General features: G+C 46.2%; 21 protein-coding genes. 9 read left to right on the forward strand and 12 right to left on the reverse strand.

The genetic code is table 11. The annotated features are described in order from the left end of the window. The first annotated feature begins 21 nt into the window (after positions 1 to 21). From L5M11_RS05930 to L5M11_RS05940, 3 genes are all read left to right on the forward strand, one after another. The gene (locus L5M11_RS05930) at positions 22 to 3,063 is read left to right on the forward strand and encodes an FAD-binding and (Fe-S)-binding domain-containing protein (RefSeq protein WP_263191609.1); all 3,042 of its coding nucleotides are present in this window, start codon (positions 22 to 24) and stop codon (positions 3,061 to 3,063) included. A gap of 126 nt (positions 3,064 to 3,189) precedes the next feature. Continuing rightward, on the forward strand, positions 3,190 to 3,663 hold the full coding sequence (locus L5M11_RS05935; RefSeq protein ID WP_263191610.1) for a DUF1285 domain-containing protein: 474 nt from the start codon (positions 3,190 to 3,192) through the stop codon (positions 3,661 to 3,663). A gap of 144 nt (positions 3,664 to 3,807) precedes the next feature. Continuing rightward, positions 3,808 to 4,224, forward strand: a complete 417-nt coding sequence (locus L5M11_RS05940; RefSeq protein WP_219235232.1) for a MarR family winged helix-turn-helix transcriptional regulator — start codon at positions 3,808 to 3,810, stop codon at positions 4,222 to 4,224. A gap of 136 nt (positions 4,225 to 4,360) precedes the next feature. On the opposite strand, the gene L5M11_RS05945 is transcribed toward L5M11_RS05940, so the two are convergent. After that, positions 4,361 to 4,705, reverse strand: a complete 345-nt coding sequence (locus tag L5M11_RS05945; protein WP_011789104.1) for a hypothetical protein — start codon at positions 4,703 to 4,705, stop codon at positions 4,361 to 4,363. Between the two features lie 212 nt (positions 4,706 to 4,917). Further along, positions 4,918 to 5,952 (reverse strand): Glu/Leu/Phe/Val dehydrogenase dimerization domain-containing protein, encoded by a 1,035-nt coding sequence (locus L5M11_RS05950; protein ID WP_248991197.1) that lies wholly within the window; start codon positions 5,950 to 5,952, stop codon positions 4,918 to 4,920. A gap of 279 nt (positions 5,953 to 6,231) precedes the next feature. On the opposite strand from L5M11_RS05950, the gene L5M11_RS05955 reads away from it, so the two are divergent. Continuing rightward, positions 6,232 to 6,681 carry a DUF4826 family protein gene (locus L5M11_RS05955; protein WP_263191622.1) on the forward strand — a complete coding sequence of 150 codons (450 nt, stop codon included), beginning with the start codon at positions 6,232 to 6,234 and terminating at the stop codon, positions 6,679 to 6,681. A gap of 152 nt (positions 6,682 to 6,833) precedes the next feature. Here the strand turns inward: L5M11_RS05955 and L5M11_RS05960 are convergent, their stop codons facing one another. From L5M11_RS05960 to rluE, 6 genes are all read right to left on the reverse strand, one after another. Further along, positions 6,834 to 7,973, reverse strand: coding sequence for a cupin domain-containing protein (locus tag L5M11_RS05960; protein ID WP_263191625.1), 1,140 nt, complete (start codon positions 7,971 to 7,973; stop codon positions 6,834 to 6,836). A 151-nt stretch (positions 7,974 to 8,124) separates the two neighbouring features. After that, entirely contained in the window at positions 8,125 to 9,495 is a 1,371-nt protein-coding gene (gene purB, locus L5M11_RS05965; protein WP_263185395.1) for an adenylosuccinate lyase, read from the reverse strand. Positions 9,496 to 9,524: 29 nt separating this feature from the next. Next, on the reverse strand, positions 9,525 to 10,142 hold the full coding sequence (gene hflD / locus L5M11_RS05970; protein ID WP_263185394.1) for a high frequency lysogenization protein HflD: 618 nt from the start codon (positions 10,140 to 10,142) through the stop codon (positions 9,525 to 9,527). 3 nt (positions 10,143 to 10,145) lie between these two features. Further along, on the reverse strand, positions 10,146 to 11,264 hold the full coding sequence (mnmA, locus tag L5M11_RS05975; protein ID WP_263191626.1) for a tRNA 2-thiouridine(34) synthase MnmA: 1,119 nt from the start codon (positions 11,262 to 11,264) through the stop codon (positions 10,146 to 10,148). Between the two features lie 324 nt (positions 11,265 to 11,588). Continuing rightward, on the reverse strand, positions 11,589 to 12,083 hold the full coding sequence (locus L5M11_RS05980) for an NUDIX hydrolase (protein WP_212600198.1): 495 nt from the start codon (positions 12,081 to 12,083) through the stop codon (positions 11,589 to 11,591). A gap of 45 nt (positions 12,084 to 12,128) precedes the next feature. Then, positions 12,129 to 12,914: a 23S rRNA pseudouridine(2457) synthase RluE gene (rluE, locus tag L5M11_RS05985; protein ID WP_263191628.1), complete on the reverse strand. Its 786-nt coding sequence runs from the start codon at positions 12,912 to 12,914 to the stop codon at positions 12,129 to 12,131. A gap of 343 nt (positions 12,915 to 13,257) precedes the next feature. On the opposite strand from rluE, the gene L5M11_RS05990 reads away from it, so the two are divergent. Next, complete coding sequence (locus L5M11_RS05990) at positions 13,258 to 15,483, forward strand: NADP-dependent isocitrate dehydrogenase (protein ID WP_263191630.1); 2,226 nt, start codon at positions 13,258 to 13,260, stop codon at positions 15,481 to 15,483. Positions 15,484 to 15,804: 321 nt separating this feature from the next. Here the strand turns inward: L5M11_RS05990 and cspD are convergent, their stop codons facing one another. After that, positions 15,805 to 16,011: a cold shock domain-containing protein CspD gene (gene cspD, locus L5M11_RS05995; RefSeq protein ID WP_006081937.1), complete on the reverse strand. Its 207-nt coding sequence runs from the start codon at positions 16,009 to 16,011 to the stop codon at positions 15,805 to 15,807. 194 nt (positions 16,012 to 16,205) lie between these two features. On the opposite strand from cspD, the gene clpS reads away from it, so the two are divergent. Together clpS and clpA are read left to right on the forward strand one after the other, a co-directional pair. Continuing rightward, positions 16,206 to 16,514: an ATP-dependent Clp protease adapter ClpS gene (clpS, locus tag L5M11_RS06000; RefSeq protein WP_006081936.1), complete on the forward strand. Its 309-nt coding sequence runs from the start codon at positions 16,206 to 16,208 to the stop codon at positions 16,512 to 16,514. Between the two features lie 43 nt (positions 16,515 to 16,557). Beyond that, a complete protein-coding gene (gene clpA / locus L5M11_RS06005; protein ID WP_263148401.1) occupies positions 16,558 to 18,825 on the forward strand; it encodes an ATP-dependent Clp protease ATP-binding subunit ClpA in 2,268 nt (755 codons plus the stop codon). 116 nt (positions 18,826 to 18,941) lie between these two features. On the opposite strand, the gene infA is transcribed toward clpA, so the two are convergent. From infA to aat, 3 genes are all read right to left on the reverse strand, one after another. Further along, complete coding sequence (infA, locus tag L5M11_RS06010) at positions 18,942 to 19,160, reverse strand: translation initiation factor IF-1 (RefSeq protein ID WP_006081934.1); 219 nt, start codon at positions 19,158 to 19,160, stop codon at positions 18,942 to 18,944. An 82-nt stretch (positions 19,161 to 19,242) separates the two neighbouring features. Next, positions 19,243 to 19,953 (reverse strand): arginyltransferase, encoded by a 711-nt coding sequence (locus tag L5M11_RS06015; RefSeq protein ID WP_263191632.1) that lies wholly within the window; start codon positions 19,951 to 19,953, stop codon positions 19,243 to 19,245. Beyond that, positions 19,940 to 20,653, reverse strand: coding sequence for a leucyl/phenylalanyl-tRNA--protein transferase (gene aat, locus L5M11_RS06020; protein WP_131523329.1), 714 nt, complete (start codon positions 20,651 to 20,653; stop codon positions 19,940 to 19,942). Before aat ends, L5M11_RS06015 begins: the two co-directional genes overlap by 14 nt. A 54-nt stretch (positions 20,654 to 20,707) precedes the next feature. Between aat and L5M11_RS06025 the strand changes: the two genes are divergently transcribed. Further along, the gene (locus L5M11_RS06025; RefSeq protein ID WP_028759742.1) at positions 20,708 to 21,178 is read left to right on the forward strand and encodes a glycine zipper 2TM domain-containing protein; all 471 of its coding nucleotides are present in this window, start codon (positions 20,708 to 20,710) and stop codon (positions 21,176 to 21,178) included. A 70-nt stretch (positions 21,179 to 21,248) separates the two neighbouring features. After that, the gene (locus tag L5M11_RS06030) at positions 21,249 to 22,001 is read left to right on the forward strand and encodes a Nif3-like dinuclear metal center hexameric protein (RefSeq protein WP_263185391.1); all 753 of its coding nucleotides are present in this window, start codon (positions 21,249 to 21,251) and stop codon (positions 21,999 to 22,001) included. Positions 22,002 to 22,074 lie beyond the last annotated feature (73 nt).

Here is a 22,074-nt window from a genome sequence, read left to right on the forward strand (position 1 = left end):
GATAATTGACAGAAGCCATCTATGCTACCCCTGCTATCACATCAACAAACATTAGAGCCAGTGTATTTGGCATACCTTGATGCACTGGAGCAAAGTGAGTATTCCGGTGATATAGACAAACGTTACAGCGCCCGTTTAGTGCAAGCCACCGACAACTCTGTATATCAATTTTTGCCTCAAGCCGTGCTTTATCCTAAAAATCAGCAGGATATTCAAATTGCATTGACGCTGGCTGCTACAGACGCATTTCGCAGCGTGACCTTCAGTGCGCGGGGCGGTGGTACGGGCACCAACGGACAATCTCTGACCCATGGTTTGATTTTGGATGTGTCGCGTTACATGAACCGTGTGCTCGAAGTGAATGCTGAGCAAGGTTGGGTTCGAGTCGAAGCTGGCGTGATTAAAGATGCGCTTAACGATGCATTGCGTCCCCATGGATTCTTTTTTAGTCCCGATTTATCCACTTCAAACCGCGCCACTATTGGTGGTATGATCAATACCGATGCCTCGGGTGCGGGCTCACTGGTCTATGGTAAGACGTCAGATCACGTGCTGGCGCTGCGTAGCGTGTTGATCGATGGCAGTGTGCTGGATACGCATCCCCTAGATGCGGGACTACTGTGTAACCCAGATAATGTCAGTGATAATCCGCTGGGGCAGAAACTGATTTCTGCTGTGGCGGCGGTATGCCGCGAAAAGCGAACTCAGATAGAAAACCAATTTCCTAAGCTCAATCGTTTCCTCACTGGCTATGACTTAAAACATGTGTGGAACGACAACCTGACGCAATTCGATTTATCACGAATTCTGACGGGCTCAGAGGGCACGCTTGCGGTGATAACCGAAGCCAAACTTAATCTCACCCCGCTGCCAACTGAGCGCGCTATGGTGAACATTAAGTACGATTCGTTCCAATCGGCATTGCGTCATGCGCCATCCTTAGTTGCCGCGCGGGCGACTGTGGTTGAAACCGTCGATTCAAAAGTGCTTAACTTAGCCCGTGAAGATATTGTCTGGCATTCAGTGGCTGATCTTATCCAAGAAGTGCCTGGTAAAGTTATTGATGGCCTCAATATGGTCGAATTTGCAGGTGACACGGTCGAGGTTGAGCAAAAGCTCGCGAGTTTGGAAGCTGTGTTAACTGAGCAGATCAGTAAAGGCGAGTGCGGTGTATTGGGTTACCAAGTGACGCAAGATAAGCCGAGTATCGAAAAAATCTACGGCATGCGCAAAAAAGCCGTTGGTTTACTCGGCGCCACTAAAGGTCGCCGTAAGCCCATCGCCTTTGCAGAAGATACTGCGGTACCGCCCGAAAAACTCGCCGATTACATTATGGAGTTTCGCGCGTTACTCGACGGGCATAATCTGCAATACGGTATGTTCGGCCATGTGGATGCGGGCGTGTTGCATGTTCGTCCAGCGCTCGATATGTGCGATGTTGAAGATGAAAAATTACTGCGAGTCATTTCTGATCAAGTCGCGGCACTGACGCTTAAATACGGCGGCCTAATGTGGGGCGAACACGGTAAAGGTGTGCGCGGTGAATACGGTCCAGCTGTCTTTGGTGATGAACTTTTCGGTGTATTGCAAGATATCAAAGGTTTGTTCGACCCTGATAACCGACTAAACCCCGGCAAGCTGGTGGCGCCTAAGCATACTGGCGCCCTCTATTACGATGTTGACAGTGCTAAGCGCGGTCAGTTTGATCGACAAATCCCCGTTGATGTGCGTGATGCGTTCCCCGATGTGATGAATTGTAACGGTAATGGCCTGTGTTTTAATTACAGTAGCTATTCGCCCATGTGCCCATCGTTTAAGGTGACGGGTGACAGAGTGCAGTCACCTAAGGGGCGTGCAGGGCTCATGAGAGAGTGGCTAAGACTGCTTGAGGCTGAAGGGGTTGATGTTAATGCCCTCGCAAAAGCGAAACCTTTTGGTATATTGCAGCGCATACAAAATACCATCAATGCCAAACGTGATTATGATTACTCCCACGAAGTGATGGAATCGCTTAAGGGCTGTTTAGCCTGTAAAGCCTGCTCTGGACAATGTCCGGTTAAAGTGGATGTGCCTAAGTTTAGGGCGCAGTTCTTCAATATTTACTATCAACGCTATTTAAGACCCGCGAAAGACTATCTCGTTGCCGGGATTGAAGATAGCTTGCCATTGATGGCTGCGGCACCGCGTCTCACTAACTTTGTTGCACAAAATCCATTGAGCCAATGGGTGATTAAACAGGCGATTGGTTATGTGGATGCGCCTGCGTTATCTGTGCCGACTTTGAAGCAAAGACTCGATGGTCATGCAAGCCGTGGTTACGACTTAGCTGCGTTGCAAGCGATTCCTGAAGAGAAGCGCTCGCAGTTTGTGTTGGTGGTACAAGATCCTTTTAACAGTTTCTATGACTCAGGTCTTGTGCTGCGCTTTATCCAATTGATAGAAAAACTCGGCTTAAAGCCGGTGTTATTGCCCTACAAACCCAATGGTAAGCCAACACATATCAAGGGATTTTTAGGTAAGTTTGCTAAAACGGCGCAGTCGAGTGCAGACTTTTTGAACCAAGTCCATAAACTGGGCATGCCCATGGTCGGCATCGATCCTGCTTTAGTCCTATGTTATCGCGATGAATACCGTGAAGTTTTAGGGGCTAATCGCGGTAATTTTGAGGTTAAGTTAGCCAACGAATGGCTACTGAATGTCATCAAAGATTTACCTGCAAAAGCTGCGCAAGGTAAGCAATATACTTGGTTTAGTCATTGTACCGAATCGACGGCCAAGCCAAATACTGCCAATGAGTGGACTAAAATCTTTGCCCATTTTGGCGCTAAGTTAACCGCAGTCAATTTAGGTTGTTGTGGTATGGCGGGAACTTATGGTCATGAGGCGGAAAACCTCGAGCGCTCTAAGGCCTTGTTTGATATGTCTTGGCAGCAAACGCTAGCGAAAATTGAGCAGCCGCAAGTGTTAGTGTCTGGCTATTCGTGCCGTAGCCAGGTAAAACGTTTTGCGGGTTACAAGCCAAAGCATCCACTTGAGGCCTTACTCGAGTTAGTAAATATCTAGTGGTGTTTATGTCGTTTTGATTGCGTTAGTCAGATCGTTATTATCCTCACTGGTATATCCCAGTGTTGAATGTCACACTCAAGCCAGCCGCAAGGCTGGTTTTTTTATGAATGGTGGAGGCCGAAGATGGAAAAGATGACTGACAGTATTCAACACACGCTCAAACAATTCGCCGCCGATAGTAAGCTAACCTCGGTTGCGCCATTGTGTAGTGAAGTCCCATTGTTTGACATTAACGCCTTGGGTGATTGGACATATCTAGGAACATCGCTGCCAGCAAAGTTTGCTAAGTTGTTCGCCAGTATTTTGCATTGCATCGATGATGAGTATTTCTTAATTACCCCAGTGGAGAAGGTGCGAGTGCGGGTTGAAGATGCCCCCTTACTGATTGTCGATTTCGAGCGAGCGCAACCCCATTCGCTGCTCAATGTAAGAACCAGCATTGAAACACAGCACCATAAAGTTGATATAAAACAGATGAAGCTCACCGATGACAGTGTTTATTTGCCGCTTGAGCGCGGTTTATGGGGCAAATTAGGTCGGGCCTGTTACTATAATTTTGTGAATGAATTCAATTTATCTGATCTAGATGAGGAATGAGCTCGTAGGTTAATCGCATAATTTGCTGTGGTCTAAGCTAGTTTATTATGGGTTAAGTGGTAGTATTAAAACTAACTCTGGGTTCCTATGATGGCGTGCAGAGTAAGTGAAAACGCGTTAAACCTTTGCTGTAGGAGGTGCTGTTTGAATCGTCATGAAAGCTTAGGCTATCTTGTATCCCACTTAAATATCGAGCTGCAAAATGAGCTTGATCTGCAACTTAAGCGATATCAACTCGATATAAAACTGTGGCCTGTGCTGTTTGCTTTGTGGCAAGAAGAGGGCATAAGCCAAACTGAACTTTCTAAGCGTTGCGATGTGGCAAATTACACTATGACGCGGCTACTGGATCAGTTACAGGTGCAAGGTCTTATTACTCGCCATCAAGAAGTCGATAATCGGCGTGCCTTCCAAATCTTTTTGACCGATGAAGCCAAAGCATTAGAGCAAGATCTTATTTGCGAAGCTGAGCGGGTCAATGAAAAATTCCTGTCAAATCTAAGTGAAGATGAACAACAGACATTCATTTTACTATTAAATAAAATCAACCGTTTGGCTTGAAATTTTGAATCTAATGGGTATGGCGGAAAACTGTGGTTTAGCCGTTTTTACTTCTATCTGTATGTGGTTATCTAAATCATGTTCCCAGTTTAATCCCACCCACTATGCCTCACTCTGCGGGATTAAACTGGTCCAATCAATTCAAGTAAAGTGCAAAGACGCAAAGCAGACTGACGGCTATCACTGAGTGCTGCAAATAACGGCGGCTGGCTAATAAATTTTCTTTGCCTTGTTTTAGGCTAGCGACGAGTCTATGTTGCTTATAAATTCGGCACATGAGTTCATCGGTTTGGGGATCGATAAGCAGTTCAAACTTGCAAGGCGCGCCGTCTTTAAGCTGAATGGTATGCTCGCTTTGAGGCTTAAAGTTAAGCTTGTGCGACACCATCTGGCCATTAACGAAGACCCGCTCTAAACCACTCCAATTGCTGGCTTGCAGTTCTACGACATCTTGGTTGAGATCATATTTGAAACGGATCATAGCGCTATCCTGTGCTGGGACCTGATAGACTAATTCAAGCAGACAAATATGACGTTTTCCAGCGTGATTAAATGAATATTCTGTGTCGAAATTAAAAGCGCGGTTAAACCATGAGCTTAGTGATAGATTAAATTTTAGATAACAAAAAAGCGACCAGAGGTCGCTTTTTTCAATATTTGACGGGCATAAAAAATAATAAACGCGTAGAAAAATTACTGCTTAGCGGCTTCAATTATGGCTTTAGCCATTTCATCAGCAACAGCGCCGGTTGTACGGTTCTGTGCATCGGCTTGGCTGAAGATCTTCAGCAGCGTGTTGTAAATTTCTTCTACTTTGGCGGTCGATTTAGCCGCGTCATAATGTTTTTCGAACGACACGTTAATGATGCCGCCTGCGTTGATCACATAGTCTGGTGCATACAGTATGCCCATTTCTTTCAAGTGTTCACCGTGACGAACTTCGGCTAATTGGTTGTTGGCACAACCTGCGACAATTTTTGCTTTCAGTTGCGGTAAGGTCGCATCGTTTAAGGTCGCACCAAGGGCGCAGGGGGCGTACACATCCACATCCTGCGAATAGATGTCTTGAGGTGCGACGACAATTGCGCCAAAGTCGGTGGCAACTCTGTCTAACGAGGCTTGATGAATGTCAGTAACAATCAGCTCTGCGCCTTCGCCATGTAAATGTTTACATAGATAGTAGCCTACGTGACCTACGCCTTGAACGGCGATTTTAAGGCCTCTTAGGCTGTCTAAACCTAATTTATGTTTTACTGCTGCCTTGATGCCTAAATAAGTACCAAGGGCGGTGAAGGGCGATGGATCACCACTCTTACCTTCAAGACCTGCCATATAGGGGGTTTCTTCATGGGCTATCATGATGTCAGCCGTGGTAGTGCCAACATCTTCCGCTGAATAGTAGCGTCCACCGAGGCTATTAATAAAACGGCCAAAGGCGCGGAATAGGGCTTCGCGATCTTGTCTTTTCGGATCGGCAATGATCACTGATTTGCCACCGCCCATGGTTAAACCTGCGAGGGCGTTTTTGTAAGTCATGCCACGAGAGAGGCGTAATACGTCAGTCAGGGCTTCATCATCCGATTGGTAATTCCACATCCGGCATCCACCCACGGCAGGGCCTAGGTTAGTGTTATGGATGGCGACAATGGCCTTTAAGCCACTTTCTTTATCATGACAGAATACGACCTGTTCATGTTCGTCAAAGGATACATGATTAAATACAGCCACGTGAATTTCTCCGCTATACACAATGAAAAAGCCGACGAGGTGAGTCCCATCGACTGCTTGTTATATTTATTGCAGAACCATAGCATTTAGCGATACTCTCAACCATGCATAATAACCGAATAAATACATTATTTGTGGCAATTTAGCTTTCCACTTTACGTAAACGTAAGCTTTGCGGTTGAAAATGGATTGTACTGAATTTAATGTAACGAATAGAATGAATCGCGCACTGATCCCAAGAATTAGGCTCGCGTTATAACAATAAGATAGGACGGAAGTATGACTGAACAAGCTGTCGACCAGACTCAACAAAATTTATCAGCTGAAGAAATAGAAAAGCTGCGTCAAGAGTGGGTCAGAACTCAATTTCAAAAAGCCAATCGTTTTCTCGCTGAAAAGGGTGTTATTCCAAGCAAAGTATTGGCCGATGAAAGCCGTTATCTTGCGCCTTATATGGCGATTTGGAAGATGGAATCAAAGCGTCCAAGCAACAAAACCTATTGGGTGATGTCAGGTGATTTACCGTCGGATTTCGTCGAGGTGAAAGTGGCGGCAACGGCCCGTGATGCCGTGCGTCATTTCTCTATGATGTGGCAAATGCAGGCGGAAAACTTAGTGCGTTCGGGGGCTACCCGTGATGCCACTCAGGCTAAATTTGCTCAACTACTGGTATCGCGCGCCGAGAGTTTATATCGTATGCACAACGACGATAAACTGTGGAATGCTTAAACTCAAATGAGCTGATACGGTCACTTGTGTTGATTTATCAAAATAACGGCATAAATAACAAGAAGGCACTCCGTTGAGTGCCTTTTTTATACTGACTTTCTATGTTGATTTCTTATGTTAATTATAAGGTTATCGAACAAAGTCGATAGGGCTTATTCTTCGCTGTCGCTCAAGTAGTAGAAACCTTGATTGATGAGTGTCAACAGTAAGGCTTGGACTTCTTCATGCTGACATATTTCAGTTGCTTCATCGGCGCTTAAGCTGACTTTATCGCTTAACTGTGCGATTACGTCTGCCGGTGTATTGGGCAGTTCATGCACATCACCATTGATGAATAATCGCGGCGTGGAGTCATTTTCGAGGCGCAATACTTTCAAACCACCGATACGGCTAACGCCAGCACCTTGGGCGAAGGCATCTTGCAAATCTTCAATGCTGTAAGCTTCTTCACCTTCACACAAATCAAGTTCGAAACGGTTCTGACTGAGCAGCTTACCTAACACGATTTGGTAGCTATTGGGATCTTGGCTCAGCTGACTCAAGAGTGACATTATGCCCACTTGGTGATCTTGGCTGACAATACCCGCTGAACTCGGTTCCGTTTGCGACGTGAAACGCTGCTGACCTAAGTTATTGTCGAGCAGATAATCGGCGATTTCACTCACCAGTTCTTGCTGGCTAGGTGCACGGAAACCGATAGAGTAACTCATTGCCACTGTTAGGGTTTCGCCGCAATGTGGGAAACCAGGTGGGATATAAAGCATGTCGCCTTTTTCTAGCACCACATCGATAATTGGGGTGAAGTCTTCCACCAGCGGCGAGTTTGGATTTCCACCGCGGCGTTGTTGCGGGGTATTGTCACCCACAGTCCAGCGACGCTCACCTTCGCCTTGAATGATAAACACATCGTAGTTATCGACGTGCGGGCCGACACCGCCACTTGGGGTTGCAAATGATGCCATCAAGTCATCGAAGCGCCAGTCAGGTAAAAAGCGCAGCGCTTCAACTAACGGCTGCGAATCGGGATACCAATGGTTGACCGCTTGCACTAGCAATTGCCAATGGGTTTCGCCATAGCTGTCGTAATCTTCAAACGGACCTTGCACTACTTCCCAATCATTGTCTTTGGTGACGACGATGCGTGAAGAGATTTCTTCTTCGCAGGCAAGGCCTGCTAATTCATCGGCGCTGATTGGATCTTCAAACTGCGGAAACGCTTTTTTGATCAGCAGGGGTTTCTTTTGCCAGTATTCACTAAGAAACTGGGCGATATCGAGATTAAGTGTATACATAGTGTTAAAAAAGGCGACCACATCGCGGTGATGTGGGTCGCCTTAATCCTTATTTCTGTTTAAGAAAGAGTATTATCCGTCGCCAACTTCAGTTAATAACTAATGTCAGTTAATAACCAATTTTAATTAATAACCGTTTTTAATTAATAACTTAGTTCAGTTCGTCGACAAACGTTTCAGCGCGACCAATGTAATTGGCTGGCGTCATTTTCTTCAGTTCAGCTTTCACTGAGTCTGGTAATTCAAGTCCGTCAATAAACACTGACAGTTGCTGTGCGTCGATACGTTTACCGCGCGTCAGTTCTTTTAATTTTTCGTATGGCTTTTCAATGCCATAACGACGCATTACCGTTTGTACGGGTTCTGCTAACACTTCCCAGTTGTGATCTAACTCATCACGCAGGTGCGCTTCGTTGACTTCTAACTTGCTGATGCCTTTTAAGGTCGCTTGATACGCGATTAACGCATGGGCAATACCCACACCTAAGTTACGCAGCACAGTCGAGTCGGTTAAGTCACGTTGCCATCTTGATAACGGCAGCTTAGACGCTAAATGTTGCATTAGTGCGTTAGCGATACCTAAGTTACCCTCAGAGTTTTCAAAATCGATGGGATTAACTTTGTGCGGCATAGTCGATGAACCGATTTCACCGGCGATAGTGCGTTGTTTGAAGTGTCCTAGGGCGATGTAACCCCAAATATCACGGTCAAAGTCAATCAGCACAGTGTTGAAACGGGCAACCGCATCAAACAATTCGGCAATGTAATCGTGTGGCTCGATTTGCGTCGTGTAGGCATTCCAGTGTAGGCCTAGGCTTGTCACAAAACGCTCAGACAGTTCATGCCAGTTGACTTCTGGATAGGCAGACAGGTGAGCATTGTAGTTACCGACGGCGCCGTTCAGTTTACCCATGATTTCAACATTGGCGATTTGTTTGATTTGGCGCTCAAGGCGCATAGCCACGTTCGCCATCTCTTTACCAAGTGTTGATGGTGAAGCGGGTTGGCCATGGGTACGTGACATTAATGGCACAGAGCGATATTCAATCGCCAGCTTTTTAATCGCTGTCAGCAACTCGTTGCAGTACGGCAGTAATACTTGCTCACGGGCTTCAGTCAACATTAAACCGTGGCTTAAGTTGTTGATATCTTCGGAAGTACAGGCAAAGTGAACAAACTCACCAACAGCCGCTAATTCGCTATTGCCCGCGATTTTTTCTTTAATGAAGTATTCAACCGCTTTCACATCGTGGTTAGTGGTGCTTTCGATAGCCTTAACACGCAGCGCATCTTGTTCGTTGAAATTATCTTTAATTCCATCAAGCACTGCGATAGCAGCTTCGCTCAATGGTGGCACTTCGGCGATGTCGGGGCAGTCTGCTAACAGTTTTAGCCAATTGATTTCAACCTGAACACGGTACTTGGTAAGACCGAACTCGCTGAAAATCCCTCTCAATGGCGCGGTTTTACTACCATAACGACCGTCTACCGGAGAAATAGCCGTTAGTGCGGAAAGATCCATGTGAAGCTCCTTGATGAACGCTAATTTTATTATAGGGTAAGACTTTTCTTGGCTGTATCGACTATGGCTTTGCGGGCGAAGACTAAGTGTCGACGTTTACCGCCCAATTGACGCCAAAGTACTGCGCTACGTATAGCGGCAAGCAATAGAGCACGAATTTTATGTTGCACGATAGGGCGCTGCAAACACACGGGATTACCCGATATTTGGATTTTTGGCCCAAGGTTACTGATGATGTCACTGTAAATGCTGGCAAGGTTGGCAACGACTTGCTCGTCGGTGATCGCAAAATGATGTAGCTGGCGATTCACTTGATTAATACGCTCGGCTAGCATGCCTAACCCGCTATTTGACCGTACGAGTTTTCGCTCTAAGGTCAACACGCCAACTAAATAACGGGTAACTTCGACATCTTTTTGACTGCTGTCACCGAGCTGATTAAGGATCAGCATATAGCCTTTTTGCAATACGACTTTGTCTGGGTAGACATCAGCGGTATTGTCAGGTTCCGTGACAAGAATGGTGTTTAAGCTCGCCGCGAGCTCGGTATTATCTAATTCGCCATGGCGGGCTAAATGTTGAACTTGGGCAATGGCTTGCAGTATGCCTGCAAACGCCATCGTCCGATTAACTAGTTGCTCGTTCACGCTTTACCCTCGGATCAGTTGATCGATAATGCCGCCACCTAGGCAGACTTCACCCTCATAAAATACCGCAGACTGCCCTGGCGTCACCGCCGCAACTGGCTCATCGAAGATAACCCGCAAGGTGTGCTCATCTGTGTAGGTCAGAGTGCAAGGCACGTCTTGTTGGCGATAACGGGTTTTCACTGCGATATGACAACCATCGACAGGCCCAGTTCTATCTACCCAATGCAGTTGGTTAACTGTCATGCCGGTCGACATCAAACGGGGATGATGTCCGCCTTGACCCACGATCAATACGTTACGCTCAAGATCTTTATCGACCACATACCAAGGATCGTCATTGCTGTTTTTCATGCCGCCAATGCCTAAGCCTTTACGTTGGCCTAAGGTGTGGTACATGAGTCCTTGGTGCGTGCCTATGACTTCACCTTCTGGGGTTTCAATATTGCCAGGCTGCGCCGGTAAATAAGTCCCTAGAAATTCAGTGAACTTGCGCTCACCGATAAAGCAGATGCCAGTACTGTCTTTTTTGTCATGGGTGATTAAGCCCATTTCTTTCGCAATTTCACGAACTTGATGTTTTTCGAGCTCACCGACAGGGAACAGGCTTCGGGCTACTTGTTCATGGCTAAGGGTGTAGAGGAAATAACTTTGATCTTTATTGCCATCAACGCCACGGAGCATTTGCGTACTGCCGTCGCTGTTATCGCGACGGCGAACATAGTGGCCCATTGCGATGTAATCGGCGTCGAGGATTTCGTCGGCAAATTCTAAAAATGCCTTAAATTTGATTTCTTTGTTGCACATGATATCGGGATTTGGCGTGCGGCCGGCTTTGTATTCGGCGAGGAAATACTCAAATACATTGTCCCAATATTCGGCAGCAAAGTTGACTGTATGTAGCTTGATCCCAAGCTTGTCGCACACGGCTTGGGCGTCTTTTAAATCTTCTGCGGCCGCGCAGTACTCGTTATTGTCATCTTCTTCCCAGTTCTTCATGAAAAGGCCTTCAACCTGATAGCCTTGCTGCATAAGTAAAAAGGCTGAAACAGATGAATCTACACCGCCGGACATGCCGACAATGACTTTTTTTCCTGTATGAGTGGGTTCGATTGATGTCATAAATCCTAAAAACCATTGAGTATGTGTGTTGGCTAGGTGGATGAATTTAAGCCGCGACATTGAGCGCGTAACAAAAATACCTAACCTAACTAAAAATATGGGCTAACTAAAAATCCAAGCTCACTTTAAATCCAAGCTAACTTTACATCTAGGTGCTGTGCTGCTGATTGCTAAATCAAACTTTTCCAGCGCTATCAAATAAAATGAGTCCGCAAACTGTCAGTAAACCTCGCATTTACGGCCAACTATTTATTTGCTGTACAAGGCCTCTGCAGTAGCACACGCATTAAGCTTAACCAGCCGTTTATGCGGGGCGGTATTCTATCACGCCTTGCTCGCTTGGGCTATCGTGAGGCGGTCACTATTGAGTAAGCTAAGGGGATAAGTTTGGCCATTTTGTGCCTGATTGAGATAGTCTTTTAAGCAATCGAGTACTAAGGGGCTGCGCAGTAAAGATGGCATGGCTTCTATCTGCGCAAGACTTAACCAATGCGCACTATGGATCGCTTTATCCTGCGGCGCAGGTGAGGGCATATCATCTAACTGCACGAAAAAAGTAAAGCGCACAAAGGCTAAGTCTTCACTGGCGCTGAGTTGATAAATGCCGACGAGTCCTTGGGCTTTGAGTGATAATCCCGTTTCTTCAAACACTTCGCGCTCACAGGCTTGGATCAAGCTTTCATTCGCTTCTAAGTGACCCGCTGGTTGATTAAAGCGTTGCTCGCCTTCAATCCACTCTTCTACCATCAGATATTTGTCCTGTGAAGTTGCATGAACAATACAAGCGACGGTCACATTGGGTTTATATCTTTGACTCATGGAGCCTCCTTTGAGTGGATTTGAATGAAGAAAGTAGGCTGAAATTTAGACTTCATCACCGAGACGGATACATTTGTGCTCACCCGATGGCAAATTATCTAGACTCCATTGGCCTATTTTATAACGGATTAATCTTAAGGTCGGAAAACCGATATGCGCTGTCATGCGTCTGACTTGGCGGTTGCGGCCTTCATGAATTTGGATTTCTAGCCAAGTTGTTGGGATATTTTTGCGCTCTCTCACCGGTGGATTACGTGGCCAAATGTCGGGTGAATCCATGATTTTGACTTTAGCAGGCAGCGTCATACCATCATTTAATTCAACACCTTGGCGCAGTTTAGTGAGTGCATCTTCCGTCGGAACGCCTTCTACTTGTACCCAATAGGTTTTAAAGGTTTTCTTTTTTGGCTCTGTCAGTCTTGCCTGTAATTGACCGTCATTGGTCAGCAGCAATAAGCCTTCACTGTCTCTGTCTAAGCGGCCTGCGGCATACACGTCAGGAATGGGGATATAGTCTTTTAGGGTCTTGCGACCTTGTTCATCGGTAAACTGGCAAAGTACATCAAAAGGCTTATTAAACAGCACAATAATCGGTGCGAGGGTTTGGCTCTGCACCAGTTTTGCCGCCGCAATTGCGCGTCGATTAGGATTTTTAAAGGGTTCTTTCTTTAAACTGCCATTGGCATTTCGTACTGGCGCCACTTTGCTATCTACGGCGGTAGCGCGGTTGGCAGGGCCTCTGCTGGCGGGCTTAGCGGGTTTAATCGGGCTCTTGGCTGGGGAACTTGCGCTGGCATTGGCACCTTTAGGTTGAAACTTGTTTTTGTTCATACTTTTGCTAACAGGAGGTTGAGACACGCTTACCTGACTTGATTGAGTCGTTAATGTGGTCATAGTGTACTTGGCATTCGCCGTTAGTGGAATTTGAATATTATTGCGAATGCTCTATGATGTCGGCCAGAAAATGTGATCTGTGCCTAAATGTTTATTAGGTTTTAATGAGTCGTTGTAACAAATTTTAGCTTGCGCGCAAAGACAGAAGGGCATTGAGAATTTGAAAGATGAGGGCGTGGTCGATTGCCTTGATTGATATTTTTCCTGTGCTCAGATTTGTTCGCCATGCTATAAAATTATTATAAAAAATATTAAATTTTACAATAATGTAGGATGTAACATGAAAGATAACTCATCAACAATTATTTACACTGAAACAGACGAAGCGCCAGCACTGGCCACCCTCTCACTCTTACCTATTATCAGAACGTTTACCGACGCCGCGGGCGTTGCGGTTGAAACCCGTGATATCTCGTTATCGGGCCGTATTATTGCCAGTTTCCCTGAGCAACTGACTGAAGCACAAAAGATTGGCGACCATCTGACAGAGCTTGGCGAGTTAGCGAATCAGCCAGAAGCGAACATCATCAAGTTACCAAATATCAGTGCTTCGATCCCACAATTAAAAGCCTGTATCCTTGAACTGCAGCAAAAAGGTTACGACATCCCTAATTATCCGGATGAGCCAAAAACCGACGCTGAAAAGTCAATTAAAACACGTTACGACAAGATTAAAGGCAGTGCGGTAAACCCAGTACTGCGTGAAGGTAACTCAGATCGCCGTGCCCCATTATCGGTGAAAAACTTCGCCAAGAAAAACCCGCATTCCATGGGGAAATGGGCCAAAGATTCCAAGTCACACGTTGCCCACATGACTGACGGTGATTTCTACGGCAGCGAACAGTCTGTTACTTTATCTGATGCGGGCAGTGTGAATATCGTGCTGACCCAAAAAGATGGTCAAGAAGTAGTACTCAAGTCCAGTCTTAAGCTGCTGGCTGGCGAAATTATCGATGCTGCGGTGTTGAGTAAAAAAGCCTTAGTGAGCTTCTATGAGCGTGAAATCGAAAACGCCAAAGCAGAAGATGTGCTGTTATCGCTGCATCTGAAAGCCACTATGATGAAAGTGTCTGATCCTATTATGTTTGGTCACGCTGTGAAGGTATTCTTCAAGCCAGTGTTTGACAAACATGCGGCGCTTTTCGCTGAATTAGGCGTAGATGTTAACAACGGTTTTGGTGATGTTTATGCCAAAATTGCGACATTACCTGCCGATAGCCGCGTCGAAGTCGAAGCCGATATCGCCGCTGTTTACGCTGCACGTCCTGCATTGGCTATGGTTGATTCTGACAAAGGTATCACCAATTTACACGTGCCAAGCGACATCATTATCGATGCATCTATGCCTGCTGCGATTCGTTCATCTGGCCAAATGTGGGGACCAGATGGTCAACTGCATGACACTAAAGCCATGATCCCAGATCGTTGCTATGCCGGTATCTACCAAGAAACGATTGCTTTCTGTAAAGAGCACGGCGCTTTTGATCCTAAAACCATGGGTAGCGTGCCAAACGTGGGCTTGATGGCGCAAAAAGCCGAAGAGTACGGCAGCCACGATAAGACCTTTGAAATTCCTGCTGACGGTGTGGTTAACGTTGTCGATGCCAGCGGTAAGATATTGATGAGCCATAACGTGGAAGCGGGCGATATCTGGAGAATGTGCCAAGTTAAAGACGCACCTATCCGTGATTGGGTAAAACTGGCCGTGCGCCGTGCCCGTTTAAGCAATACCCCTGCGGTATTCTGGTTAGATAGTAAACGTGCCCACGATGCGCAAATCATTGCAAAAGTGCAGCAGTACCTGCCAGAACATGACACTGATGGCTTAGATATCAGCATTATGTCTCCAGAAGACGCGACGCGTTTGTCTTTGGCTCGCATCAAAGAAGGCAAAGATACCATTTCAGTTACGGGTAACGTTCTACGTGACTACCTGACTGACTTGTTCCCTATCCTCGAGCTAGGCACCAGTGCTAAAATGCTGTCAATCGTTCCATTAATGAACGGCGGCGGTCTATTTGAAACAGGTGCGGGTGGTAGTGCGCCTAAGCATGTGCAACAGCTTGAGAAAGAAGGTCACTTACGTTGGGATTCGCTCGGTGAATTCTTGGCTCTGGCGGCGTCTCTTGAGCATTTAAGCCAAACCGTAGGCAATCCAAAAGCCCAAGTATTAGCCGATACTTTAGATCAAGCCATTGGCCAATTCTTAGATAGCAATAAATCGCCATCAAGAAGAGTCGGTGAGCTGGATAACCGTGGTAGCCATTTCTACTTAGCCATGTACTGGGCACAAGCCTTAGCAGCGCAAACCAGCGATGAGCAGTTACAAGCACACTTTATTCCGTTAGCGCATGCGCTCGCGGCGAATGAGCAAGTGATTGTGGCTGAATTAGCGACGGCACAAGGTGCACCAGTCGATTTAGGTGGTTACTACCGTTTAGATGCGGCTAAGGCTGAAAAAGCCATGCGCCCAAGCGAGACGTTGAACAAGCTGTTGATTGCTTAATCCCGCTCATTATCACTTTTAGATGGCGTGCGCGTCAGTGTTGGCCATCTAAGTTGATGTAAAGTTGTAAGTCATTAGACTGATTTTAAAAAAGGGTCTGCATTGCAGATCCTTTTTTATACCCTAAATTTGCTGTCGAGACCGATGATAAAAACTTTTTTCTGGGATGCAATGGATGATGTGCGGCGATTGAACTTGAATTAAATTCATGCGAAATGATGATGAGCGATGCAGCATTAAGTGGTGGGAATTGATGAAACACGCAGCAATAAAAAGGCAGGGACAAGTCCCTGCCTTTTAGATCATTGGCCTCACCAAACGTTATTTTGTTGGTGAAATGGCTGAAGCGTGCATCCCTTTTGGACCGGCTTCTACTTCAAATTGAACGGGTTGGCCTGCTTTTAGAGTTCGATAGCCTTCCATTTCAATGGTAGAATAGTGTGCAAAAACGTCCTCACCACCTTGATCAGGGCAAATAAACCCGAATCCTTTGGCGTTGTTGAACCATTTAACAGTTCCGCTTGCCATACTTCCACTTCCTTCTGTTGTCTACTTACCAGTAAGATAGTAAAACCTGTATAGACGGGTATTCGTTCACCGTCTGCACAACAGAATGTAAGGAGTAAATGCGGAAGTCAAGCTAAAATTAACAAAGAGGTAACAACTGATTAATTTGAACGGATCAATTGGAAGAGGCCAACACGAGAGGCTAGTATTAAAAAATGGCAAAGATAGGAAATATTGAACACGTTGAAGAACGTGTCGAATCAGAGTTAATGCCGCCTTCGATGTATAAGGTGGTACTCAATAATGATGATTACACCCCAATGGATTTTGTGATTGAAGTTTTGCAGGTTTTCTTTCGCAAGAACGAGCAGGAAGCGACCGATATCATGTTGACGATCCATCACCAAGGAAAAGGAATTTGCGGTATTTTCCCGTTTGGGATTGCAGAAACTAAGGTGATACAAGTAAATCAATTTGCAAGACAAAACCAACATCCGTTACTGTGTTCGTTAGAGAAAGCATAAAACCGCTTTACTCTGTAGTCTGTTGTTAATTTTGGGGGTGCTTATGCTGAACAAAGATCTGGAAGTCACCTTAAATCTGGCGTTTCAGCAAGCCAGAGACGCGCGTCACGAGTATATGACAGTGGAACATCTGTTATTAGCTCTGATCGACAATCCTGCGGCTCAAGAAGCGTTAATCGCCTGTGGAGCGAATCTAGATAAACTCAGAGATGAAGTGGCAAGCTTTATCCAACAAACAACCCCAATCATTGCCGATATTGATGATGACAAAGAAACTCAGCCGACGCTTGGGTTCCAGCGAGTGCTGCAACGGGCAGTATTCCATGTGCAGTCATCGGGTCGCAATGAAGTGAACGGCGCTAACGTGTTAGTCGCCATTTTCAGTGAGCAAGAATCCCAAGCCGTGTATTTACTGCGCCGCTGCGACATTAGTCGCCTCGATGTAGTGAATTTTATTTCCCATGGTTTCGCCAAAAATGATGATGCTGAGTCACATCAAGATCAAGAACGTGTTGAAGATCAGGGCGAAGGCAGCGAAGAGCGCAGTATGTTGTCGCAATTTGCGTCCAACTTAAATCAACTTGCAAAGCAAGGGATCATCGACCCACTGATTGGTCGCGACCAAGAAATTGAGCGCGCGATTCAAACCCTGTGCCGTCGCCGTAAAAATAATCCACTGTTAGTGGGTGAGGCGGGTGTAGGTAAAACGGCGATTGCCGAAGGGTTGGCGTATCGTATCGTCAATAAACAAGTGCCCGATGTGATGCTTGAAGCCACAGTGTATTCCTTGGATTTAGGTTCACTGCTGGCGGGAACTAAGTATCGCGGCGACTTTGAAAAGCGCTTTAAGAACCTGTTAAAAGAACTGGCGGCTGATAAGCATGCCATCCTATTCATCGATGAGATCCATACCATTATCGGTGCGGGCGCGGCCTCTGGCGGCGTAATGGATGCCTCTAATCTGCTGAAACCTTTACTATCTAGCGGTAACTTGCGCTGCATGGGCTCGACAACTTTCCAAGAATATCAAAGTATTTTTGAGAAAGACCGCGCACTTGCACGTCGTTTCCAAAAGGTGGATATCAATGAGCCTTCAGTGGAAGAAACCACTAAGATTTTGATGGGGCTTAAGTCTAAATACGAAGAATATCATGGTGTTCGTTATACTCAGGCCGCGATCAGCAGCGCTGCAGTATTGTCGGCCAAGCACATCAACGACAGGCATTTACCCGATAAAGCCATCGATGTGATTGATGAAGCGGGTGCGCGTATGGTGATGTTGCCTATGAGCAAACGTAAAAAGACCATAGGCCAGGCCGAGATTGAGTCGATTGTGGCGAAAATGGCACGTATCCCTGAGAAGTCGGTATCCGCTACTGATAAGGACTTACTGCGTAACCTTGAGCGTAACCTTAAGATGGTGGTCTTTGGCCAAGATAAGGCCATTGAGAGTCTGAGTTCGGCCATTCGCTTATCGCGCAGTGGCTTAGGTGCTGACCGAAAACCTGTGGGGAGCTTCTTATTCGCCGGTCCCACCGGTGTGGGTAAAACCGAAGTCACTAACCAACTGGCCAACTGCTTGGGGATGAAACTGGTGCGCTTTGACATGTCTGAGTACATGGAAAGCCATACAGTGTCACGCCTGATTGGTGCGCCTCCTGGTTATGTGGGTTATGACCAAGGTGGCTTGCTCACGGATGCTGTGATTAAAAATCCGCACTGTGTCGTGCTATTGGATGAAATTGAGAAGGCCCACCGTGATGTCTATAACCTGCTGTTGCAGGTGATGGATCACGGTACTTTGACCGATAACAATGGTCGTAAGGCGGACTTCAGACATGTGACTTTGGTGATGACCACTAACGCGGGTGTACAGGAGACTATTCGTAAGTCGATTGGCTTTACCCAGCAAGATCACACCCAAGATGCATTATCTGAAATTAATCGAGTATTTTCGCCAGAATTTCGAAATCGTCTCGATTCCATCATTTGGTTCAATCATTTGGATATGACGATTATCGCCAAAGTGGTCGATAAATTCTTGGTGGAATTGCAGGCTCAGTTGGATGCAAAACACGTTACTTTGGAAGTCAGCGACGAAGCCAGAACCTTGTTGGCCGAGAAAGGCTACGATAAGAACATGGGCGCACGTCCAATGGCTCGGGTCGTGACCGAATTGATCAAACGTCCATTGGCAGACGAGATCTTATTTGGTGTCTTAGAGTCAGGCGGTGTTGCGTATGTGGATGTGAAGGAGGGCGAGATTGTCATTCGTACCGAACGTCACGAAAAAGCTACAACAAAAGCTTAATGCTTGATTATCCGTTAGTTTTAGACATAAAAATGGCTGCAATTGCAGCCATTTTTTTCATCTTTCGCAAACAAAAAAACCCGGCCTTGCCGGGTTTTTAAATCTAAGAGGCTATATCAGCGTGCGCGGAAGACAATGCGACCTTTGGTCAGATCATAAGGAGTCAGCTGGACGGTAACTTTATCGCCAGTGAGGATCCGGATGTAGTTTTTACGCATTTTGCCTGAAATGTGGGCTATCACCACATGACCATTTTCAAGCTCTACACGAAACATTGTGTTTGGCAAGGTTTCAAGGATAGTGCCTTGCATTTCAATGTTGTCTTCTTTCGCCATTAATTAATTATCCCATTAGCCTTCGAATATAAAAAACGGGCGTATCATGCCCCAAATTCCCCCCGCTGTAAAGGGGAAGTACTTAGCAAACTTGGGAATACTCCCAGCCCGTCGGTGTCAGAATTTGATAAGGGCGATACAAACGCTTGTAAGACATTTTACGGTTTTCATCTATTTGATATCCGAGATAAACAAATTCTTTATTCATGAGTTTCGCCAGTCGACACTGAATTAAAATCAACAGTGCGCCGAGGGAGCGATGTTCTTCGTCGGGGTCAAAATAGCTGTAAATTGCCGAAAGACTATTGGGCAAGCTATCAGTGACCGCAACTGCCAATAATTTATTTCCATCATAGACTTCGATAAACGTTGGCGGTAACCAATAGCAAAAAAGAAAGTGATTATATTGATCTTCACTCGGGGGAAACATGGGGCCGTCAAAATGTCGCCCACGAATGTAATGTTCATATAGCGTATATTGCTCGGCGGTTTGCTCCGATGTAATTCGCCAAGTCAGATCTTGGTTTTTTGCTAAAGTGCGTTTTTGGCGTTTCGATGGGACAAATTCATGCGTTGGCACACGGATTGGTTGGCATGCACTGCATCTAGGGCAGCGTGGTTTGTAGATAGAGCTACCACTGCGGCGAAAACCTACCGCGAGCAAACGCTCAAATAAAATGGGATCGAGCGTATCTTCTTGGATGACGAGTAGCTGCTCCTGCTGGCCATCAAGGTAGCTGCAGGGAAATATTTGACTGATACCGATAGCGATCGATGCTTTACTCGAGTTCAAGGATGACCTCTTTAGTGGCCCAAGTATTTGGGTCCACGGGATTGTTTCTCAGTTCGCTCAGTAACGTTATAAAATCAATGCGTTTAATAGCTTTAGCTCCCAAACTTTCTAGGTGGGGATTCATCACTTGTGCGTCGATGAGTTTGAATCCCATCTTGAGTAAATGTTGTTGCAGTGCGGCAACGGCGGCCTTGGACGCATTGGTTTTACGGTGAAACATGGATTCGCCGCAAAATACTTGGCCGATCGCTAAGCCGTAAAGCCCACCGATTAAACGTTCACCTTCCCACACTTCAATGGAGTGAGCATGACCTGTGTGATGCAATTCGCGATAGGCCATTTGAATTTCTTGGGTGATCCAAGTGCCGCTCTGTTTTTCTCTTGGCTGCGCGCATCCTGCCATCACATCGGTGAAAGCGTGATTGATAGTGATCCGCCAAGGTTGCTTTTTTAAGTACTTACGCAGGCTGGTGCTGATGTGAATTTCACCTGGAATAAACACGGCGCGGGGATCCGGCGACCACCACAGGATGGGATCGTCAGAATTAAACCAAGGAAAAATACCGTTGTAGTAAGCAGAGAGTAAACGTTCAGGACGTAAGTCGCCGCCGATAGCCAATAAACCATTAGGATCGGTTAAGGCGAGCTCGGGCGAAGGAAAAGCGTCAAATTCGTGATTCAGGAAAGACAGTGACTTCACAATTGAGTATGATTTAGTTATAGACCTTATTATTAAGTTAGCGGAAATTCAGATATGTGGAAACCTACTCTAGCAAGCTTTATGTTTATTTTTGCTTTTATCATCAGTCCCGCTAATGCTGGCTATGATCGCAATCAAGCCGTGCCAGTTGAGAAAGTACTCTATGGCGATATCACTTCGGTACGTAATATCACCGAAACCCAGTTAATTGAAGACCGTAATCAAGGTTGGAAAACCTTCGGCGGCGCCTTAGCGGGTGGGGTGATTGGTAATCAGTTTGGTGGCGGTTCGGGTCGAGATGTGGCGACGATTTTAGGTGCTTTGATTGGTGGGGGTATCGGTAACCGTTATGGCAGTGGTACTAGCGTGCAATCGTTTAAGCTGGTGGAACTGATGATCAATCAAGAAGATGGTACTCAGGTCATGGTGATCCAAGATTACGATGCTGGCATGACGTTTAACGCGGGTGACAGAGTTCGAGTGGTATACCTGCAAGGTGGCGTGCGTGTTGATATCGCGATGTAAGCGATTGTCTCATATTGGATAAATTCTCATCTTCAGTAAATGGTCATCTTGAGTAACGGACGGTAATGCAATGACACGGACAGAACTAAGCCAATATTTAGCCGATTTTTTACATGTGTCGGCCTTTAAGGATTACGCACCCAATGGGCTGCAGGTAGAAGGCAAGGATGAGATCCGCACCTTAGTCACGGGCGTGACAGCGTGTCAGGCCTTGATCGATGAAGCGATTCGATTAAACGCCGATGCGATATTGGTTCATCACGGCTTTTTTTGGAAGAATGAGCCTGAAGTGATCACAGGCATGAAACAACGCCGAATTAAGGCGCTGCTCAAGCATGATATTAGCTTGTTTGGATATCATTTACCCTTAGATGCCCACCCAATGCTCGGTAATAACGCGACTTTGGGGAGACAGCTTGGGATCATTGACGCAGAAGCCATCGAAGATGTGGCTCAGGGGCTACTGTGGCGTGGAAAACTTGATCTTGCAGTCAGTGCTAGCGAATTTTCTCACACCCTTGAGAATGCGTTAGGCAGAGCCCCACTGCACATTGGTGATAGCGATGCTAAGATCCAACATGTAGCTTGGTGTACTGGTGGCGCGCAGGATTATATCGATGTTGCGGCGAGTTTAGGTGTGGATGCGTTTATCAGTGGTGAAGTGTCCGAGCGAACGTTCCACAGTGCGGTAGAGCAGGGCATACATTATTTTGCGGCGGGGCACCATGCGACAGAACGTTTTGGTATTCAAGCCTTAGGCCGTCACCTCGCCCGCGAGTTTGATCTCGTGCACCATTTTGTGGATATCACTAATCCGGTCTAATCCATTCATAAAGCGGCTTATGATGACCATCTAACTGTTTTATTCCTAAACGAAAGGCGAGCATGGCTCGCCT

This window comes from Shewanella sp. SM87, assembly GCF_025653705.1.
GTDB classification, from domain to species: Bacteria; Pseudomonadota; Gammaproteobacteria; order Enterobacterales; family Shewanellaceae; genus Shewanella; species Shewanella oncorhynchi.